Source organism: Actinokineospora cianjurensis (assembly GCF_003663795.1).
Lineage (GTDB): Bacteria > Actinomycetota > Actinomycetes > Mycobacteriales > Pseudonocardiaceae > Actinokineospora > Actinokineospora terrae.
Map to the genome: position 1 here is coordinate 2,213,123 of NZ_RCDD01000001.1, position 18,380 is coordinate 2,231,502.

An 18,380-nucleotide genomic window follows, 5' to 3' on the forward strand; every position below is an offset into this window, starting at 1 on the left:
CTCGTGGCGATCCCGGACGAGGTTCGGCGGTTGCGACAGGTGCGCAACGGGCTGCTGGTGAAGCGGGGCTGGACGCGTGGTGTCGAGCTGAAGGTCGCCGAGATCGAAGCCGAGGCATACCGCCTGCTGGGCGACGCGGCCCGGCACAGCGAGGTGGTCCGGTCACTCGCGGAGGTTCGGGCCAAGCTCGACGCACTCCGGGAAGCGCTGGGGCTGGCTGTCGACCTGGTTGGTCAAGCCATCGCCCATCACTCGCGGACCACAGGCATCGGTTCCTCGCAGGCGAGTGCTGCTCCGAGGACCATTCCGCCAGGCCCCATGAGCCCGGTACGCGGCCCGGCAGGCGCCTACGTCGCGAACCAGCACGGCGACCTCTACCCCGAGGAAGCCATTCCGTACCACGAAGCCCTCCAGAGGCGAGTGGTTCGCGGTTCGGGGATGCCGATCGCCGGGTGGATCCAGCTCGACGGCGCCCACATCGGCGAGATCACAGCCACCCCGAACGACCCGTGGGCCGAGGCATCGGCTGAACGGATGGCAGACCTGGACCCGCGGCGTGCGGCGTTCGTGGCTCACCACGTGGAGATGAAGGTGATCGCCATGATGGTGAGCCTGGGATCCCGACACGGCCAGGTGATCATCAATCACGCCCCTTGCGGCTCCGAGCAAGGAGATCCACCGGGCTGCCACACGTCGATCCCCCGATGCCTGCCGACGGGTCGTACGCTCACGGTCCTCGGGACCGACCGCAACGGCGAACCCTTCACACGCACGTACCACGGGAAGGCGAAGTGGTGACCGATTCCCGCGCACCCATCACCCACTGGGGTTTCATCGCCCGGGACGAACTCTCGGACGATGTCGACGTGGTCGGAGAGGTGTCCGCGCTCAACGCGGCAGGCGTGGATGTCGGATGGATGTGGGAACTGGGCGAAACCCGGCCAGACCCCGAAACCGAGGAAGAGGGGCCGACACTGGCCTTCGGTGTGCACAACGCCGTGGGCTTCCTCCAGTGGCACGACGGTGCGGACGTGCTCGTCCCGACCACGGGGACCAACGCCGACTGGGTGGAGTACCGCAGTGCGGGACTGCACCCCGCGCTTATCCGACCCCACGCGGAAGTGCCCGTGGAACTGGTGCTGGCCGCCGTGGTCGAGTACCTGGACACGGGTCAGCGGCCGACTTGTGTCGAGTGGGAACCAGGTGCCTCGCTGAGGTCCCGGTCCTAGCAGGCCCTCCCCACCGTGGTGCGGCGTACGGTGTGGTGGTCGTGCGGGAGGGGGCTCGGGCGACTGTGCTGGCGCGATTGGGCGTTTTAGTGGCTGAGGCCGAACAGCGAGTGGTTCTTGAGGTATGCGTGAGGGTGCTTGGCACGGATCATCCCAACACCCTCACCAGCCGCAGGAATCTCGCCGCTGTACTTGCCCGCAAGTCAGTTGACTAATAGCCCAATGCGGCTGCAAACCAGGAGGGGCCGCCACCCCGGTCAGGATGGCGGCCCCTCGAAGTCCGACTAGAGCTTCACCGGGTAATGCGGCTCAGGCACCACCGGCGTGATGCGGCGCTCGATGAAGATGCCGTGCCACAGCATGAACACCAGCAGCGCCCAGATCCGCCGACTGTGGTCCAGCGTGCCCGACCTGTGCTCCTCCAGCAGCCGCATGACCGCGTTCTTGTCGATCAGCGCGTCGGTCTGCGAGGCCATCACGATGTCGCGGGCCCACTCGTACATCTCGTCCTTGAGCCACAGCCGGATCGGGACCGGGAAGCCCAGTTTGCGGCGGTTCAGCACGTGCGCGGGCACGATCCGGCGCAGCGCCTGGCGGAGGGCGAACTTGGTGGTCTCCTTGGTGATCTTCTCCTCAAGGGGTACCTCCGCCGCCACGCGGAAGACCTCGGGGTCCAGGAACGGGACCCGGAGTTCCAGGGAGTTGGCCATGGTCACCTTGTCGGCCTTGACGAGGATGTCGCCGCGGAGCCAGGTGAACAGGTCGACGTGCTGCATTCGGGTGACCGGGTCCCACGAGACCGACTCGCGGTAGTGCGGGGCGGTGACGTCGCGGTGGCCCACGCCTGGGTCGAACGTGCGGAGCACCCCGCGCAGTTGGTCGTCGCGGAAGATGCGGGCGTTGCCGTAGTAGCGCTCCTCCAGCGAGAGCGAGCCACGGCGCAGGAGGTCCTTGCCGCGGGTGCCCTCGGGGATCTTCGCCGAGACGCGGCCCATGAACTTGCGCAGGGAACCCGGCACGCGCTCGAACGGTGCCAGCGACAGCGGCTCCCGGTAGATCGTGTACCCGCCGAACAGCTCGTCGGCGCCCTCGCCGGACAGCACGACCTTCACGTGCTTGCGGGCCTCGCGGGCGATGAACCACAGCGGCACCAGCGCCGGGTCGGCCACCGGGTCGTCGAGGTACCAGACGATCAGCGGCAGCGCGTCCATCATCTCGTGCGCCGACACCGTGCGGACCACGTGCTTGACCCCGATCGCGGCCGCGGACTCCGCCGCGACGTCGACCTCGGAGTAGCCCTGGCGCTCGAAGCCGGTGGTGAAGGTCACCAGGTCCGGGTTGTGCTCGCGGGCCAGCGCGGCGATCGCGGTCGAGTCGATGCCGCCGGAGAGGAACGAGCCCACGGTGACGTCGGCGCGCATGTGCATCCGGACCGAGTCGCTCATGACGTCGGCGATCCGCTGGTACAGCGCCTCGGCGTCGGCCGGGCCGCGCACCGGGGTGGGGGAGAACCGCGGCTGCCAGTAGCGCTTGGTGACCGGCTCCTCGCCCGGCACCAGCGTGAAGCAGGTGCCGGACTCGATCCGGTGAACAGCGGTGTGCATCGACGCGGGCTCCGGCACGTACTGCAGCGTCAGGTAGTGCTGCAGCGACCGCCGGTCCAGCTCCTGCTTGATGCCCAGCAGCGGCGCCAGCTCCAGGATCGACTTCTTCTCGCTGGAGAACGCCACCCCACCGGGGCCGGCGGCGTAGTACAGCGGCTTGATGCCGAACGGGTCGCGCGCGCCGAACAGGGTCTGCTTCTGCGAGTCCCAGATCAGGAACGCGAACATGCCGCGCAGCCGGGTGACCGCCGCCTCGCCCCAGTAGTGGTACGCCGCGACGATCGTCTCGCTGTCACCGTCGGTGAGGAACCGGGCGCCGTGCCGCTCGGTCAGCTCCGCGCGCAGCTCCAGGTAGTTGTAGATCTCGCCGTTGAACAGCAGCGTGTACCGCTGCGGCGTCTCCGGCGGCCCCCACGGCAGTGGCTGGTGGGAGTGCTCCAGGTCGATCATGGACAGCCGGTTGAAGCCGAAGACGACCTCACCGCCGGTCCACGTGCCGCTCTCGTCCGGGCCGCGGTGGCGCTGGCAGCGCATCGCCGCGCCCACCGCCGACCGCGCCGCAGCGGCGTCCATCTCAGAAGGGCAGACCAGGCCAAGCAGACCGCACACGCTTCTCGCGCACCTCTCCGTGTCGAGCTCCGGCACCGAGCCGGGTGAACCAGGATGTCCGGCGGGGAAGACGTCAGTATGCCGGGCGTGGTTGCCCGCGCCGGGACGTGGTCACAGGTGTGACCGACATCCGAGTCACAGGTGTGACCGACATCCGATCACCCCTCGGGGGGTGTGGCCCGGGTCGCTGGGCTAGGCTCCGCATTGCTCCCACGAGCGCCGATCGCCGCTGCCCAGCGGTGGGTCCGGGGCCAGGCGGGGGCAGCGCAAGTGCGTGGAGTTACCGCTCGAGGAGGAGTCGCGCAGTGGGCACACCCAAGGCCGCAGGCAACCGTTCGCCGGTCGCCCGGCTGACCAAGGTCGCCGGTCTTGTCGCGCTCGTCGTCCTGGGCGCCACCGGCTGCTCCACCGACGAGGTGCTGCGGTTCGGCTGGCCCGAGGGCGTCACCCCGCAGGCCGAGCGGATGCGCGAGTTCTGGACCTGGTCCGTGGTCGCCGCGCTGATCATCGGCGTGATCACCTGGGCGCTCATCCTGTGGCCGGTGGTCGCCCACCGCAAGCGCGGGGAGACGCTGCCCAAGCAGTTCCAGTACAACCACTTCCTGGAGTGGATCTACACCGGCATCCCGGTGGTGATCGTGGTCGTGCTGTTCTACTTCACCGCCACCACCCAGAACTACGTCCAGGCCGAGACCGACAAGCCGGACGTCACCGTGGACGTGCTCGCGTTCCAGTGGAACTGGGAGTTCGACTACAAGAACTACCGCAACACCAAGGGCGCCCTCGACGTCCCGGCCAGCCCCGGCGACACCACGGTCCGCACCATCGGGTCGTCCGCCGAGATCCCGCTGCTGGTGCTGCCGACGAACCGGACGATCCAGTACAACCTGCGCTCCCGGGACGTCATCCACGCCTTCTTCGTGCCGGAGTTCCTGTTCAAGCGGGACGTGTTCCCGTACCCGGACAAGAACAACCAGGACGCGACCTTCCAGAACCGCATCGACAAGACCGGCTCGTTCGTCGGCCGGTGCGCCGAACTGTGCGGCACGTACCACGCGGTGATGAACTTCGAGGTCCGCGCGATCACCCCGGAGCAGTTCGACCAGTACCTGGCGCTGCGCACCAAGGTGAACCCCAAGACCGGCAAGGGCTACACCGCCGCCGAGGCGCTCACCGAGATGAACTGCGGCGAGCTGTGCTCCCCGGTCGCGGTGACCACCAAGCCGTTCAACACCGACCGCACCGCCCGCACCGCCACGAACTGAGCGGTCCACAGCGGACCACGTGCTCGAACAGGTGAAATTGTGAGGACACCATGAAGGTCGAAGCCAGGCTGTTCGACATCACCACCGCCTTCTTCTTCCTATCCGCCATCGTCTACGGCGTCTGGTCCAAGGAGCCGGTCGGCACGGTCGGCCTCATCCTCACCGGCGGCCTGTCCCTGATCGTGGGCACCTACTTCCACTTCATCGCCCGCCGCCTCGACCAGCGCCCGGAGGACAACCCGGACGCCGAGGTCAGCGACGGCGCCGGTGAACTGGGCTTCTTCAGCCCCGGCAGCTACTGGCCGGTGTCCCTCGCCGCCTCCGCCGCCCTGGCCGCCTTCGCCATGGCGTTCTGGCAGATCTGGCTCCTGGTGATCGCGATCGTGCTGATCCTGATCACCGTCGGCGGGCTGGTGTTCGAGTACCACACCCGGCCCAACTCGACGGACTAGTACCGCGCTCCGACGGCCCCGCACCCACCCGGTGCGGGGCCGTTGTGCTTCCCGCGTGCTCGCGCCCTGCGGCGTTCCTCCGGGGTGCCTATGGTGCTGGTGTGGCGGAAATCGCCACCGCGACTCCCTGGGGTCTCGGGTTGTCGCGCCACCCGCCCGCACGGTGGAGGGACAACCCCGATGGACCTGGCGACACGGCGAGCACCGGACGGGTGGGTACCGGTCGAGCACCGGGTGGTGGGGCTCGACCGGCGGTCGTTCCTGCCGGGGCTGGTCACCCTGGCCGTGGCCCTGGTGCTGATCTACGGCCTGCCCGCGCTGAACGCCGCGATCCCGTGGGACAACGAGGTCCGGGCCGGTGACGTGCTGGACCTGGGGGCGGGGGCGACCGCCGTCCCACCACCGGGTTGGCAGCTCGAGGACGGCACGCTGACCGGGGGCGCGGCCGCGTCCCCGACGAGCCTGCGGGTCGTGCTGGTCCGGGGCGGGTCGACCATCGTCCTCACCGGCGCGGCCTTCACCGGGGGTGCGGCCGCCTTCCTGGACCAGGTACAGCGGTCCGAGGACGACGACACCCCCGGCGTCGACGGTCCGCGCGGGACGGTGATCACGGCGTCCGGCCTGGTGGGGGTCGTGCAGGGCCGCGGCGGGCCGGGTGGTGACGGACTCGACGCCGCGTTCAAGGTGGCGGCGGGCACCCCGGCGGAGATCGACGCGGCACCGGCCCTGCTGGTGCGGGTGAAGGCGCCACCCGGGCAGTTCGAGCAGGTGCGCGACGAGGTCGCCGCGCTGCTGCGCAGCATCACGCCGGGAGCGGGCCGATGACCTCCGCGACCAAGGCGGCCCAGCTGACCGCGATCGACCAGTCCGGCTGGGGGCAACCCTTCCGGCTCTTCCAGCCGCACAACGTCGCCTTCTGGGTGTACGTGCTCGGCGTCGGCGGCGGCGCGGTGACGATGGTGCGGTACTTCGGCTCGGCGGGGGCCTTCTACGCACCGGCCATCACCGGCGGCGTGCTGCTGTTCGGGATCTACCTGGTGCCGTGGCTGCTGTTGCTGCGCCACCACAACCGCTACACCGCGCAACCCGCCGGGCTGCTGGCGACCGGGTTCCTCTGGGGCGGCGTCGCGGCGACGTTCTGGATCGCCCTCCCGGCCAACGGCGCGCTGCTGGAGATCTGGACGAAGCTCGGCGGCACCTCCTTCGCCGCGAACTGGGCCGCGGGCCTGACCGCGCCGATCAACGAGGAGTGGGGCAAGGCCCTGGGGCTCGTCCTGCTCATCGGACTCGCCCCGCGCCTGGTCCGCAGCGCCTACGACGGGTTCATCATCGGCGCGTTCATCGGCCTCGGCTTCGAGGTCTTCGAGGACGTCCTCTACGTCTACAACGGTGCCACCCAGGCATTCGGCGTCAACCAGCTCGGGACCTCGGTGCAGATGTTCCTGCTGCGCGGCGCGTCCGGGATCGTCTCCCACGCGCTGTTCAGCGCCATCTTCTGCGCCGGGCTCATGTGGGTCCTGGGGCGCACGCCGGGGGAGCGCACCGTGCCGCGGGGCGTGCTGACGATGCTGACCGCCATGGTCTTCCACTTCGCCTGGGATGACATGGGCGGCCTGTCCGGCGGGACCGGCCTGGCCGTCGTGCTGCCGTTCCTCATCGCGGCCATCGAACTGCCGGTCCTGTTCGCCGTCCTGCGCCGCGCCGCGGGCCAGGAACGCACCTGGACCAGGGACCTGCTCGCACCGGAGGTCGAGGCGGGCACCCTCGACCCTGCCCTGCTCGACGCCGTCAGCGGCCTGCGCAAGGACCGCAAGGCGCTGCGCAAGAAGCTGGGCAAGACCAAGGCCCGCCACCTCCTGGAAAGCGCGGGCGACCTCGCCCAGGAGATCGCCCGCGCAGGCGGCACCGACACCGACCGGGTCGCCCACGCCCGCCACGAACTGCGCCGCATCCGCGACACCCGCTGATCAACGAGCGAAGGGCCCGCACCCACTGGGTACGGGGCCTCTGCTGCTGGTTCAGGGGCCGTGGTCCAGCGGGCGAGGAGTCGCACCGCTGTCGTTCAGGACTCAGACGAGTTCCTGGGAGCGGGTGATCCACCGCGCCAACAGCTGCTCGGCCGCGCCGCTGTCGATGGCCTGGGTGGCCTCGTCGAGGCATGCCTCAGCATCCGTGTACCGGTCACCGGTCACTCCGCGATGGCACCCACCGCGTCAGGACGACACAGCTTCGGGGTGCGGACCGGGTCTTGCGTGCCCTGCGGTTCCTCGGCCGTGAAGTGCGCGGTCGACAGCCTCGGTGGCTCACTCCACCTGGGACGATCCCGACTGCGGTGCCCTGGGGTCGCTGATATCACGCGAAGGGCCCGCACCCACTTGGTACGGGCCCTTCGTGCAGTTCAGGACTCAGGCAAGTTCTTGGGAGCGGGTGATCCACCACGCCAGCAGCTGTTCCGCCGCTCCGCTGTCGATGGCCTCAGCGGCTTGGCCCAAGCCAGCCTCGAAGTCCGCGTACAGGTCGCCGGTGAGGCCGCGGTAGGTAGCAGTGGCACCCGCCGCCGGTGGAATCGGCGAGCTGAGCCCGTCGAGTCGCTGGCGCTCTCGACCTGCCTCTCGGGCATGTGTGTCGCGTGCCGGGCAGGTCTGCCGGAGCGCGATGTGCCTGCTCGGGCCTGACTGGGCTGATCGTTACACCTGGGACGATCAGCCCAGCCTGCCGCCTTGCCTGCGCGGAAGCCCGTCCCTTTTACGACGGCTTGGTGGATTCACGCGCGAAGGGCGCGTACCGGAGGTATGGGCACTTCGCGTGGTTCAGGGCGGTCTAGGCGAGTTCTTGAGAGCGGGTGATCCACCGCGCCAACAGCTGCTCGGCCGCGCCGCTGTCGATGGCCTCAGCGGCTTGGCCCAAGCCGGCCTCGAAGTCCGCGTACAGGTCGCCGGTGAGGCCGCGGTAGGCGGCGATGGCTCCAGCCGCGTTGAGGACGACAGCGTCGCGGACGGGGCCCTGTTTGCCGCCGAGCAGGTCGCGGACGACCTGGGCGTTGAAGGGGGCGTCGCCGCCGCGGAGGTCGGATGGTTGGGAGACGGGGATTCCCAGGCGGGTGGGGTCGAAGGTGGTGGGGGTGACCGTTCCACCTGAGACGATCCACACCGAGGTCGTGGTGGTGGTGGTGATCTCGTCGAGGTTGTCGTCGCCGCGGACCACGAGGACCGACGCGTCACGGGAGGCGAAGACCTCGGCCATGACGGGGGCCAGGCGCAGGTTCGCGCAGCCGACGAGACCGGCGCGCGGCTGGGCCGGGTTCGTCAACGGGCCCAGCACGTTGAACGCCGTGGGGATGCCGATCTGCGCGCGCACCGGACCCGCGTGCCGCAGCGCCGGGTGGAACGCCGACGCGAAGCAGAACGCGATGCCCACCTCGCGCGCGCACGTCGCCACGCCCTCGGGGGACAGCTCGATCGCGACCCCCAGCTCCTCCAGCACGTCCGCCGTGCCGCACTTCGAGGACGCGGCCCGGTTGCCGTGCTTGACCACCGGGGCGCCCGCCGCGGCGGTCACCAGGGACGTCATGGTGGAGATGTTGACCGTGTGCGCCTGGTCGCCACCCGTGCCGACCACGTCGACCGCGTGCCCGTCGAAGCGGACCAACCGGGCGTTGGCCATCATGCCCTCGGCCAGGCCGCCGATCTCGGCCGCCGTCTCGCCCTTGGCGCGCAACGCGACCGCGAACGCCGCGATCTGCGCGGGGGTGGCCGAACCGGACATGATCTCGTTCATCGCCCAGGACGTGTCGCCCGCGGTGAGGTCGGAGTTGTCGAGGAGCTGGTTGAGCAGGGACTTCCAGGTCCGCTCCGCCATCTCAGCCCCGCACTAACGGCAGCCGCTTGGTCCGCAGCACGTCGGCGACGGTCTCGGCGGCGGTCAGCGGGTCGAGCGGGTGCACCACGACGGCGTCGGCCTGCGACCAGGTCGCCAGCCAGCGGTCGTCCTTGCGCCGCACCGCGATGACGATCGGCGGGCAGTCGGTGATCTCGTTCTTGAGCTGCCTGCACAGGCCGATGCCGCCGGTCGGCTGGGCCTCGCCGTCGAGAATCGCCAGGTCGATGCCGCCCGCGTCCATCTCCATCAGCACCTCGGACACGGTGCCGACCTCGACGTAGGCCACCCGGCCGATGTCCGCGGCCGGCCTGCGCCCGACAGCTGTGATGATCGTCTCGCGCACCTCGGGACGGTGGCTGAAGACCAGGACCTTCAGTGCTGCTGTGCTCATGCGCGGCGTCCTGTCGTGATCGGGTGGGCGGACACCCACGATGTTATCGGTCTCACGTCAGCCCGGTTGCAAGACGTCCCACCCGCGCGCGTCCCCGCCGAGCCGACTGGCCAGGCTGACCATCCTGGACCGCTCCCGCGAGCACTCCAACGCCGACACGACCTGCCCGCGCGCGGCCACGACCAGCACGAACCCCGCCTCGCCCGCACCGAGTTCCCGCAGCGTGTAGCCGTCCTGACCCACCACGGCGGTCGCCTCGTCCACCCGGGCGACTGGCAGCGACAGGTGGTGGCGCAGCACCGCCGGATCGGGCGCGCGGAAGTCACCGGACCGGGTGAGAGCCGTCGACGCGGCCTCGGCGTCGTCGAAGCACTCGGCGACCACCACCAGACCCGGCGCGTCCGCGGTCAGCCCGGGACGCTCCCCCTTGGTGAACGCCGTACGGAGCCTGCTGAGAAAGCCCACGTCCCCGCCCCTCTCCCCGCCACACGGGTGTGACGCGGTCTACTCGCGACCCGACCGGGCGAGCCCACTACTCGCAAGACATAATGCGACCCGTGACTGCAGCAGCGCCCTCCATTGGCCAGCGTGTGCACTCGCTGAACCGGCCGAACATGGTCAGCGTCGGCACCATTGTCTGGTTGTCCAGCGAGCTCATGTTCTTCGCCGGGCTGTTCGCCATGTTCTTCACCGTCAAGGCGCAGAACAGCACCGGCCACTGGCCGCCGCCCCTGGAGGCGGGCGGGGAGCCCATCCACCTGGACGTCCCGTACGCGCTGCCGTTCACCATCATCCTGGTGGCCTCGTCGTTCACCTGCCAGCTCGGCGTCTTCGCCGCCGAGCGCGGTGACGTCTTCGGCCTGCGCCGCTGGTACCTCGCGACCCTGGTGATGGGCGCGATCTTCGTCGGCGGCCAGGCGTACGAGTACTACAACCTGGTCAACGAGGGCGTGACCATCCCGTCCGGGGCGTTCGGCACGGTCTTCTTCCTCACCACCGGGTTCCACGGCCTGCACGTCATCGGCGGCCTCATCGCCTTCGTGTACCTGCTCATCCGCACCAAGCTGAGCAAGTTCACCCCGGCCCAGGCCACCTCGGCGATCGTCGTCTCGTACTACTGGCACTTCGTCGACGTGGTGTGGATCGGCCTGTTCGCGGTCATCTACCTGGTCCCATGACCGCCGCACCAGGTCCCGCAGCCGTCAAGCCCGCCACCACCAGCACCACCGGGCCCGAACCGACAGCAAGGGTTGCCGCTCTATGAACAAGAAACTGCCGCGCCGCGGCAAGCTCCGCAGGCGCGTGGCCGGTCTGCTTGCGCTGGGTTTCGCGCTGATGTCGGTCGGCGTCCTGTACTCCGCGTTCGCGCCGGAGCCGCCGGTGGCCCGCGCCGAGGGTGACCCGGCCCTGGTGCGCGAGGGCGAGCAGATCTACAACACGACCTGCATCAGCTGCCACGGCGCCAACCTGGAGGGCGTGGCCGACCGCGGCCCCAGCCTGGTCGGCGTCGGCGAGGCGGCCACCTACTTCCAGACCGCGACCGGCCGGATGCCCGCGGTCCGCCAGGAAGCCCAGATCGAGCGCAAGCCACCGAAGCTCGACCCGCACCAGATCGACGCCATCAGCGCGTTCGTCGACTCCAAGGGCGGCGGCACCAAGCTGCCGGAGGAGAGCGGCAAGGCCCTGGTCGGCGACAACCCGGCCCGCGGTGGCGAGCTGTTCCGGCTCAACTGCGCCTCCTGCCACAACTTCACCGGCCGCGGCGGCGCGCTGTCCTCGGGCAAGTACGCGCCCAAGCTGGACGGCGTCACCGAGACCCAGATCTACGCGGCCATGCTGACCGGCCCGCAGAACATGCCGAAGTTCTCCGACCGGCAGCTCACGCCGGAGGAGAAGAAGGACATCGTCGCCTACGTCAAGTCGGTGACCGACGGCAACAACAACCCCGGTGGCAACCCGATCGGTGGGCTCGGGCCGCAGTCCGAGGGTCTGATCGCATTCATCGTGGGGATCGCCGCCCTGGTCGGTGTGACCCTCTGGATTGGGGCTAAAGCATGAGTTCCACCGACCCCCAGCAGCTGCCGACCGAGGAGGAACTCGCGGGCATGTCCCGCGAGGAGCTGGTCCGCCTCGGTGGCAAGCTCGACGGTGTCGAGGTCGTCGAGTACCCGGACCCGTGGCCGGTCAAGGGCACCCGCGCGGAGAAGCGCGCCGAGCGCCTGGTCGCGCTGTGGTTCCTGCTCGCCGCCGTCGGTGGGCTCGCCTTCGCAGGCGTGTTCCTGTTCTGGCCGTCGGCCTACACCGCGCCGGACACCGACGGGTACTTCCTGTACTCGCTCTACACCCCGCTGCTCGGCGCCACCCTCGGCCTGTCGGTCATCTCGGTCGGCCTGGGCACGCTGCTCTACACGAAGAAGTTCATCCCGCACGAGATCGCCGTGCAGCAGCGCCACGAGGGCGCCTCGTCCGAACTGGACAAGGCCACCCTGCTGGCGCACCTGGCCGACTCGGGCACCCGCAACGGCATCGCCCGCCGCTCGCTGATCAAGCGCACCGCCGGGCTCGGCGCGGGCGCGATGGGCCTCGGCGTGGGTGTCTTCGCCCTCGGCGGCCTGGTCCGCGACCCGTGGGCGCAGACCGACTCGCCCAACTCGCTGTGGCACACCGGCTGGAAGTCCGACAACGGCGAGCGCGTCTTCCTGCGCCGGGCGACCGGCGACCCGGAGGAGGTCGTGCTGGTCAAGCCGTCCGACCTGGACGCGGGCGGCATGGAGACGGTGTTCCCGTTCCGCGAGTCCGAGCGCGAGGACCACGAGGCGCTGTCGAAGGCGCTCAAGCGCTCCGACAACCCGGTCATGATCATCCGGTTGCGGCCCGAGGACGCGGCCAAGGTGGTGAAGCACCAAGGTCAGGAAGACTTCAACTACGGCGACTACTACGCGTACACGAAGATCTGCAGCCACCTCGGCTGCCCCACCTCGCTCTACGAGCAGCGGACCAACCGGATCCTCTGCCCGTGCCACCAGTCGCAGTTCAACGCGCTGGAGTACGCCAAGCCCATCTTCGGTCCGGCGACCCGCAAGCTGGCCCAGCTCCCCATCGCGGTCGATGAGGAATCGGGTTACCTTTACGCCAGGAGCGATTTCATCGAGCCGGTTGGGCCCGCCTTCTGGGAGCGCAAGTCATGAGTGCCATCACCTCGCCCACGAAGCCAACCAACGCCGCCCTGCGCGCGGCCGGTGGCGGCGCGAAGTGGGCAGACGACCGGTTCCACCCGGCCGGTGGCCTGCGCAAGCAGCTGAACAAGGTCTTCCCGACGCACTGGTCGTTCCTGCTCGGCGAGATCGCGCTCTACAGCTTCATCGTGCTGCTGCTGACCGGCACCTACCTGGCGCTGTTCTTCGACCCCTCCATGCAGGAGGTCGTCTACCAGGGTTCGTTCGCCAACCTGCGCGGCCTGGAGATGTCCAGGGCGTACGAGTCCACGCTGATCATCAGCTTCGACGTGCGCGGCGGCCTGTTCGCGCGGCAGATGCACCACTGGGCCGCGCTGCTGTTCATGGCCTCGATCGTCACCCACATGTTCCGGGTGTTCTTCACCGGCGCGTTCCGGCGCCCGCGTGAGGTCAACTGGGTCATCGGCGTGAACCTGTTCCTGCTCGGCGCCACCGAGGGCTTCGCGGGCTACTCGCTGCCCGACGACCTGCTCTCCGGCGCGGGCCTGCGGATCATGTCCGGCCTGCTGCTGTCGATCCCGGTGCTGGGCACCTGGGTGCACTGGCTGCTCTTCGGCAGCGAGTTCCCCGGCGAGGACATCGTGCCCCGGCTCTACACGGTGCACATCCTCCTGCTGCCGGGCATCCTGCTCGCGCTCATCGGCATCCACCTCGCGCTGGTCTGGTACCAGAAGCACACCCAGTTCCCGGGCGTGCGGCGCAAGGAGACCAACGTCGTCGGCGTGCGCATCATGCCGGTGTTCGCGGTCAAGGGCGGCGCGTTCATGGCCGTCGTCGTCGGCGTCACCGCGGCGCTGGGTGGTCTCTTCCAGATCAACCCGATCTGGAACTTCGGACCGTTCAACGCCTCGCACATCTCGGCGGGCACGGTGCCCGACTGGTACATGGGCTGGACGGACGGCCTCATCCGGTTGTGGCCCGCGTGGGAGATCTACCTCGGGAACTACACGATCCCGGCGGCGTTCTTCCCGTTCATGCTCGGCCTGCCGCTGCTGGGTGGCATCGCGACGGTGTACCCGTGGATCGAGCGCAAGTTCACCAAGGACTACGCGCACCACAACCTGCTCCAGCGGCCCCGGGACGTCCCGGTCCGCACCAGCCTCGGCGTCATGGCGATCACCTACTTCATGGTGTCGCTGCTCTCGGCGGCCAACGACGTGCTGGCGGAGAAGTTCTTCATCTCGCTCAACGCCACCACCTGGATGGGCCGCATCGGGCTGCTGGTGCTGCCGCCGATCGCGTACTTCCTCACCTACCGCATCTGCCTCGGTCTGCAGCGCTCCGACCGCGAGGTGCTGGAGCACGGTGTGGAGACCGGCATCATCAAGCGGCTCCCGCACGGCGAGTTCATCGAGATCCACCAGCCGCTCGGCCCGGTGGACGACCACGGCCACCCGATCCCGCTGGAGTACCAGGGCGCGGCGGTGCCGAAGAAGATGAACAAGCTCGGCTCCGCCGGTGCCCCGGTCGTCGGCTCCTGGCTCACGCCGGACCCGGCCGAGGAGACCGCGGCGCTGGCCCGCGCCAGGGCGGCCCAGCACGGCGAGCAGGCGGCGCTGGAGGCCGGTTCGTCGGTCGAGGACCTGTCGAAGAAGCACTGAACTGACTGCTCGTGTGGGGCGGCACCCGGTCGGGTGTCGCCCCACCCGCGTTCGTGGCCTGGTCAACCCGTGCCACGCGTCGAGGATTCGCGATAGCCTCGCTGCCGTGATCGAGCGGGTGTTACGCGCAGTGACGGTGGCGGTCGTGGGGCTGTGGCTCGCCGGGTGCGGTGCCGACCCGGTCGCGGTCTCCGCCGGGGAGGCCCCGCACCACGCCGTGGCCCCGTCGTCCGCGTCCGGCTCGTCACCCGGAGCGTCGTCGGGCTCGTCGCCTAGTGTCGAGGCCCAGGGGTGCCCGTTGCCGCAGTCCGGGTTCGACTGCGACTTCCAGCGCCGCTTCGCCGCCGCCCAGTACTACGCGGCCGGTCGACCGGGCACCGTGGGCATCGTCGTCCGCGACCGCCAGACCGGCGCGGTGTGGCGAAACGACCACGCCGGGGACATGACCTGGACGGCGTCCACGATCAAGCTGGCCATGGTGGTCGACCTGCTGCGCCGGGACCGGGAGCGGTCGATCCGGCTGTCCGCGCACGACCGCGAGCAGATGACCGCGATGCTGCACAAGTCCGACGACGACGCCGCGACCGCGCTGTGGACCAAGTACGGCGGGGCCGACCACACGGCGTTCAACCGGTCGTTCCCCCGGTACGGGATGACCTCGGTGCAGCCCCAGCGCGGGTACAGCAAGGTCTACCCGTACTGGGGCTTCCAGAAGTGCACCGCCGACGACCTGGACCGCCTGATCAACTACGTGCTGGGGGAGCTGCCGGCCGCCGACCGGGGGTTCGTCCTGGAGCAGATGCGCCAGGTCGCGGCCAACCAGCAGTGGGGGGTGTGGGGGGCGGGGGCGGCCGCGCACCCGGGCAACAAGGACGGGTGGTCTGAGGAGGACGGCGGGTGGGTGATGAACACCGTGGGCTTCGTCGGCCCGGGTGAGCGCTACACGCTGGCCATCATGAACAACCTGGCCGGGCGCGGCGGGTACGACGAGGGCCGCCAGACCGACACCGAGATCGCGCGGGTGATCTTCGAGGGGCGCTTCTAGTCGTCGCCGAGGTCGAAGGCGGCCTGGGTGTCGTGGCTGGAGAAGGAGCGGTAGGCGATGTGCGTCGCGGTGTCCAGGACGCCGGGGATCTTGCTGATGTGGCCGGGGATGAGGCGGGCCAGGTCCTCGTGGTCGGTCACCCGGAGGATCGCGACCAGGTCGATGTCACCGGCGCACGAGTAGACCTCGGCGACGCCGTCGACGTCCGCGATGGCCTGGGCGGTCTCGGCGATGGCGTCGGTGGCGGCGCTGATCAGCACGATCGCGGTGATCATGGTGCGGGGCCCCTCTCGCGGGTGTGCTCGACCCGGCCAGCCTAGAGCAGCGGGCCGCTACGCTCGTGCCGCGAGCCGAGGGAGAGGACACGGGGTGCAGACACCGGACGAGTGGCTGGCCGACTTCGAGGCCAAGGTCGCCGACCTGCAGCAGAAGGCCACCGACTTCAAACAGGCCGTCGAGTCGTCGGCCACCACCAAGACCTCCACCGACGGCTCCATCGCCGTCACCGTCGCCCCCAACGGAGCCCTGACCGGCCTCACCCTCACCGACGTCGCCCTCGGCACCACCGGCAAGGCCCTGGCCGACCAGATCATGGCCCTGGTCGTCACCGCCCGCCAATCCGCCGCCGACTCCGTCGCCGAAGCCTTCACCCCCCTCGGCGGCGCCGCCGACATCGTCCAGCACATCGAGCCCCCTGCCGAGCCGACCTCGGAACCCCGCCGTCGCCCAGTCACCGACGACGAGGACTTCTCGGAGTCGACCCCGGTCTACAAGGACAACGACAGCTGGTGACCCTCGCCCGCCGGGGAAGTGTCGGTGGGGTGGGCCGCGTGCTTCGAGTCGATCTCGGTCTGGTGGCGATTTCCGGCTGGCAGCCGCGTTGATCGGGCTGGCTGAGGATGCCGCCCGGTCGCTGGTGGAGTTGCCCGGAGTCAACGCCGGTCGATCCGCGCGACGGCCGCTGGAGGAGCCGGGCAGGTCGCGATGCAGTGGACGCGGCTGCCGAGTGGTGACCTGCTGGTCTTCGTCGAGCAGCCGCGTGGGCGCGCGAGCACTTCTTTGAGATCGACTGGGTCTGCTGGCCGACGACAGCTGGTGACCTTCGCCCGCGGGGGAAGTGTCGGTGGGGTGGGCCGCGTGCTTCGAGTCGATCTCGGTCCGGTGGCGATGTCCGGCTGGCAGCCGCTGCCGCTGACGAGTGCCTTTCGGGATCCGCCCGGTTTATCGGGCCAACGACAGCCGGTGCACCACCTTCGCCCGGGGAAGTGTCGGTGGGGTGATCTAGCTTCGGGTGTGATGAGCACGACGACGAGCACCCGCGCGCAGTTGGCCTTCGACGAGCTGGGGACCCCGTTGCGGGATACGACGTTCGTCGTGTTCGACCTGGAGACGACCGGGGGGAGTGCGGAGCAGGACGCGATCACCGAGTTCGGTGCGGTGAAGGTGCGCGGCGGTGAGGTGATCGGGGAGTTCGCGACGCTGGTTGATCCGGGGCGGGGGATTCCGCCGGAGATCGTGCAGCTCACGGGGATCACGAACGCCATGGTCTACACGGCGCCGCGGGTGGATGAGGTGTTGCCCGCGTTCCTGGAGTTCGCCGCGGGGTCGGTGTTGGTCGCGCACAACGCCGGGTTCGACGTGGGGTTCGTGAAGGCTGCCTGCCAGCGGCTGGGGTACGCGTGGCCGAAACCTGCCGTGGTGTGCACGGTGCGGTTGGGCAGGCGGGTGCTGAGCCGCGAAGAGGCGCCCAGCTGCAAGCTCTCCGCGCTGGCGCAGCTGTTCCGGGCCACGACGACGCCGATCCACCGTGCGCTCGCCGACGCCCGCGCCACCGTCGACGTGCTGCACGGTCTGCTGGAGCGGGTCGGGTCGTTGGGCGTGCAGTCGCTGGAGGAGCTGCTCGACTACATCCCCGAGGTGACGGCCGCGCAGCGCCGCAAGCGCACCCTCGCCGAGCACGTGCCCAACGAGCCGGGTGTGTACCTGTTCCGCGGCCCGTCCGACGAGGTCCTCTACGTCGGGACCGCGACCGACCTGCGCCGCCGCGTCCGCCAGTACTTCACCGCCAGCGAGACCCGGCGCCGCCTGCGCGAGATGGTCGCCCTCGCCGAGCGGGTCGACACGATCACCTGCGCGCACCCGCTGGAAGCCGAGGTCCGCGAACTGCGGCTGCTGTCGGCGCACAAGCCCGCGTACAACCGCAGGTCCAAGAACCCCCGCCACGGCTGGTGGGTTGTCCTGACAGACGAACCGTTCCCCCGGTTGTCCCTCGTCCGCAAGCCCCGCGACGGCGCGCTCGGCCCGTTCCGCGCGCGCGGGCACGCCGAGGAGGCCATGGCCGCGTTGCAGGAAGCGACCGGCATCCGCCCGTGCTCGCTGCGGATCGCGGTCGGCGGCGGCGAGGCGGCCCCGTGCGCGCTGGCCGAGCTGGGCCGCTGCGAAGCGCCGTGCGTGGGACGCCAAACCCCCGCCGCGTACGCCCCGGCGGTTGACGCTGCCGTCTCGCTCGTGGCAGGTCGTGACCTGGCCCCCTTGAACCGGCTGCACTTACGGCTGACTGACCTGTCGTCCAGTCAGCGCTACGAACAGGCAGGCGCGGACCGAGACCGGATGCGCACACTGATCCGCGCCCTCGACCGCGGCCAACGCCTCAGCGCCCTCGCCCAGGTCCCCGAACTCGTCGCGGCCCGCCCGGACGGCAGCGGCGGCTGGGAGTTCGCCGTCGTCCGACACGGCAGGCTCGCCTCGGCCGGGGTCGCCCGCCGGGGGGTGCCGCCGATGCCGGTCGTGGCCGCGCTGGTCGCGTCCGCGGAGACCGTCATCCCCGAGCCGGGCCCGCTGTTCGGCGCCCCAGCGGAGGAAGTCGGCGTCGTCCTGCGCTGGCTCGACAAGCCCGGCACCCGGATGGTCCAGTGCTCCCACCCCTGGTCGGAACCCGCCCACGCCGCCGCCAGCTGGCGCCCCTGGCTCGACCGCGCCGACCGAGCCCGCGCCTCCACCCTGCCCCGCGACTAGCTGACGGTCCTGGGCGACGTCGAACTGCACCCGGACGGCACGGCTGCGCGACCA

At 70.0% G+C, this 18,380-nt stretch carries 19 protein-coding genes; 13 read left to right on the top strand and 6 right to left on the bottom strand.

What is annotated here, in order from left to right; genetic code table 11:
* Positions 1-3: 3 nt before the first annotated feature.
* Both CLV68_RS10110 and CLV68_RS10115 read left to right on the top strand, forming a co-directional pair.
* Entirely contained in the window at positions 4-798 is a 795-nt protein-coding gene (locus CLV68_RS10110; protein WP_121390107.1) for a DddA-like double-stranded DNA deaminase toxin, read from the top strand.
* Positions 795-1,229: an Imm1 family immunity protein gene (locus tag CLV68_RS10115; protein WP_170224188.1), complete on the top strand. Its 435-nt coding sequence runs from the start codon at positions 795-797 to the stop codon at positions 1,227-1,229. Before CLV68_RS10110 ends, CLV68_RS10115 begins: the two co-directional genes overlap by 4 nt.
* 284 nt (positions 1,230-1,513) lie before the next feature.
* On the opposite strand, the gene asnB is transcribed toward CLV68_RS10115, so the two are convergent.
* Positions 1,514-3,442 carry an asparagine synthase (glutamine-hydrolyzing) gene (gene asnB / locus CLV68_RS10120; protein WP_121390109.1) on the bottom strand — a complete coding sequence of 643 codons (1,929 nt, stop codon included), beginning with the start codon at positions 3,440-3,442 and terminating at the stop codon, positions 1,514-1,516.
* A 305-nt stretch (positions 3,443-3,747) separates the two neighbouring features.
* Between asnB and ctaC the strand changes: the two genes are divergently transcribed.
* From ctaC to CLV68_RS10140, 4 genes are all read left to right on the top strand, one after another.
* Positions 3,748-4,707: an aa3-type cytochrome oxidase subunit II gene (ctaC, locus tag CLV68_RS10125; protein ID WP_121390110.1), complete on the top strand. Its 960-nt coding sequence runs from the start codon at positions 3,748-3,750 to the stop codon at positions 4,705-4,707.
* A gap of 50 nt (positions 4,708-4,757) precedes the next feature.
* Positions 4,758-5,159 carry a cytochrome c oxidase subunit 4 gene (locus CLV68_RS10130; protein WP_121390111.1) on the top strand — a complete coding sequence of 134 codons (402 nt, stop codon included), beginning with the start codon at positions 4,758-4,760 and terminating at the stop codon, positions 5,157-5,159.
* 180 nt (positions 5,160-5,339) lie between these two features.
* Positions 5,340-5,984, top strand: a complete 645-nt coding sequence (locus CLV68_RS10135) for a hypothetical protein (RefSeq protein WP_121390112.1) — start codon at positions 5,340-5,342, stop codon at positions 5,982-5,984.
* Positions 5,981-7,126 (top strand): PrsW family intramembrane metalloprotease, encoded by a 1,146-nt coding sequence (locus CLV68_RS10140; protein WP_121390113.1) that lies wholly within the window; start codon positions 5,981-5,983, stop codon positions 7,124-7,126. Before CLV68_RS10135 ends, CLV68_RS10140 begins: the two co-directional genes overlap by 4 nt.
* 102 nt (positions 7,127-7,228) lie before the next feature.
* Here CLV68_RS10140 and CLV68_RS35595 read toward each other — a convergent pair whose 3' ends face one another.
* The 4 genes from CLV68_RS35595 to CLV68_RS10155 all read right to left on the bottom strand — a co-directional run bounded on the left by CLV68_RS35595 (position 7,229) and on the right by CLV68_RS10155 (position 9,894).
* A complete protein-coding gene (locus CLV68_RS35595) occupies positions 7,229-7,351 on the bottom strand; it encodes a hypothetical protein (RefSeq protein WP_281274648.1) in 123 nt (40 codons plus the stop codon).
* Positions 7,352-7,979: 628 nt separating this feature from the next.
* Positions 7,980-9,017 carry an anthranilate phosphoribosyltransferase gene (gene trpD, locus CLV68_RS10145; protein ID WP_121390114.1) on the bottom strand — a complete coding sequence of 346 codons (1,038 nt, stop codon included), beginning with the start codon at positions 9,015-9,017 and terminating at the stop codon, positions 7,980-7,982.
* Between the two features lies 1 nt (position 9,018).
* On the bottom strand, positions 9,019-9,429 hold the full coding sequence (locus CLV68_RS10150; RefSeq protein ID WP_092775555.1) for a hypothetical protein: 411 nt from the start codon (positions 9,427-9,429) through the stop codon (positions 9,019-9,021).
* 57 nt (positions 9,430-9,486) lie between these two features.
* Entirely contained in the window at positions 9,487-9,894 is a 408-nt protein-coding gene (locus CLV68_RS10155) for a hypothetical protein (protein WP_121390115.1), read from the bottom strand.
* An 83-nt stretch (positions 9,895-9,977) separates the two neighbouring features.
* Between CLV68_RS10155 and ctaE the strand changes: the two genes are divergently transcribed.
* The 5 genes from ctaE (at position 9,978) to CLV68_RS10180 (ending at position 15,311) form a co-directional block, all read left to right on the top strand.
* Positions 9,978-10,607 carry an aa3-type cytochrome oxidase subunit III gene (gene ctaE, locus CLV68_RS10160; protein WP_092775553.1) on the top strand — a complete coding sequence of 210 codons (630 nt, stop codon included), beginning with the start codon at positions 9,978-9,980 and terminating at the stop codon, positions 10,605-10,607.
* 82 nt (positions 10,608-10,689) lie between these two features.
* Positions 10,690-11,487, top strand: coding sequence for a cytochrome bc1 complex diheme cytochrome c subunit (gene qcrC / locus CLV68_RS10165; RefSeq protein ID WP_092775552.1), 798 nt, complete (start codon positions 10,690-10,692; stop codon positions 11,485-11,487).
* Positions 11,484-12,617: a cytochrome bc1 complex Rieske iron-sulfur subunit gene (gene qcrA / locus CLV68_RS10170; RefSeq protein WP_121390116.1), complete on the top strand. Its 1,134-nt coding sequence runs from the start codon at positions 11,484-11,486 to the stop codon at positions 12,615-12,617. The genes qcrC and qcrA overlap by 4 nt, the downstream gene beginning before the upstream one ends.
* Positions 12,614-14,266, top strand: a complete 1,653-nt coding sequence (gene qcrB / locus CLV68_RS10175) for a cytochrome bc1 complex cytochrome b subunit (protein WP_121390117.1) — start codon at positions 12,614-12,616, stop codon at positions 14,264-14,266. The genes qcrA and qcrB overlap by 4 nt, the downstream gene beginning before the upstream one ends.
* Before the next feature lie 106 nt (positions 14,267-14,372).
* Positions 14,373-15,311 (top strand): serine hydrolase, encoded by a 939-nt coding sequence (locus CLV68_RS10180; protein WP_246009746.1) that lies wholly within the window; start codon positions 14,373-14,375, stop codon positions 15,309-15,311.
* On the opposite strand, the gene CLV68_RS10185 is transcribed toward CLV68_RS10180, so the two are convergent.
* A complete protein-coding gene (locus CLV68_RS10185; protein ID WP_121390118.1) occupies positions 15,308-15,586 on the bottom strand; it encodes an Lrp/AsnC family transcriptional regulator in 279 nt (92 codons plus the stop codon). The two genes, CLV68_RS10180 and CLV68_RS10185, sit on opposite strands and share 4 nt — an antisense overlap.
* 94 nt (positions 15,587-15,680) lie before the next feature.
* On the opposite strand from CLV68_RS10185, the gene CLV68_RS10190 reads away from it, so the two are divergent.
* The gene (locus CLV68_RS10190; RefSeq protein WP_170224189.1) at positions 15,681-16,103 is read left to right on the top strand and encodes a YbaB/EbfC family nucleoid-associated protein; all 423 of its coding nucleotides are present in this window, start codon (positions 15,681-15,683) and stop codon (positions 16,101-16,103) included.
* A gap of 504 nt (positions 16,104-16,607) precedes the next feature.
* A complete protein-coding gene (locus CLV68_RS10195; protein WP_121390119.1) occupies positions 16,608-18,326 on the top strand; it encodes a DEDD exonuclease domain-containing protein in 1,719 nt (572 codons plus the stop codon).
* Positions 18,327-18,380 lie beyond the last annotated feature (54 nt).

What these genes read in the sequence shown, in the direction of transcription:
- CLV68_RS10130 (WP_121390111.1), top strand. Translation starts at nt 4,758, where the DNA reads ATGAAGGTCGAAGCCAGGCTGTTCGACATCACCACCGCCTTCTTCTTC.
- CLV68_RS10135 (WP_121390112.1), top strand. Translation starts at nt 5,340, where the DNA reads ATGGACCTGGCGACACGGCGAGCACCGGACGGGTGGGTACCGGTCGAG.
- CLV68_RS10140 (WP_121390113.1), top strand. Translation starts at nt 5,981, where the DNA reads ATGACCTCCGCGACCAAGGCGGCCCAGCTGACCGCGATCGACCAGTCC.
- trpD (WP_121390114.1), bottom strand. Translation starts at nt 9,017, where the DNA reads ATGGCGGAGCGGACCTGGAAGTCCCTGCTCAACCAGCTCCTCGACAAC.
- CLV68_RS10150 (WP_092775555.1), bottom strand. Translation starts at nt 9,429, where the DNA reads ATGAGCACAGCAGCACTGAAGGTCCTGGTCTTCAGCCACCGTCCCGAG.
- ctaE (WP_092775553.1), top strand. Translation starts at nt 9,978, where the DNA reads ATGCGACCCGTGACTGCAGCAGCGCCCTCCATTGGCCAGCGTGTGCAC.
- qcrC (WP_092775552.1), top strand. Translation starts at nt 10,690, where the DNA reads ATGAACAAGAAACTGCCGCGCCGCGGCAAGCTCCGCAGGCGCGTGGCC.
- qcrA (WP_121390116.1), top strand. Translation starts at nt 11,484, where the DNA reads ATGAGTTCCACCGACCCCCAGCAGCTGCCGACCGAGGAGGAACTCGCG.
- qcrB (WP_121390117.1), top strand. Translation starts at nt 12,614, where the DNA reads ATGAGTGCCATCACCTCGCCCACGAAGCCAACCAACGCCGCCCTGCGC.
- CLV68_RS10185 (WP_121390118.1), bottom strand. Translation starts at nt 15,586, where the DNA reads ATGATCACCGCGATCGTGCTGATCAGCGCCGCCACCGACGCCATCGCC.
- CLV68_RS10195 (WP_121390119.1), top strand. Translation starts at nt 16,608, where the DNA reads ATGAGCACGACGACGAGCACCCGCGCGCAGTTGGCCTTCGACGAGCTG.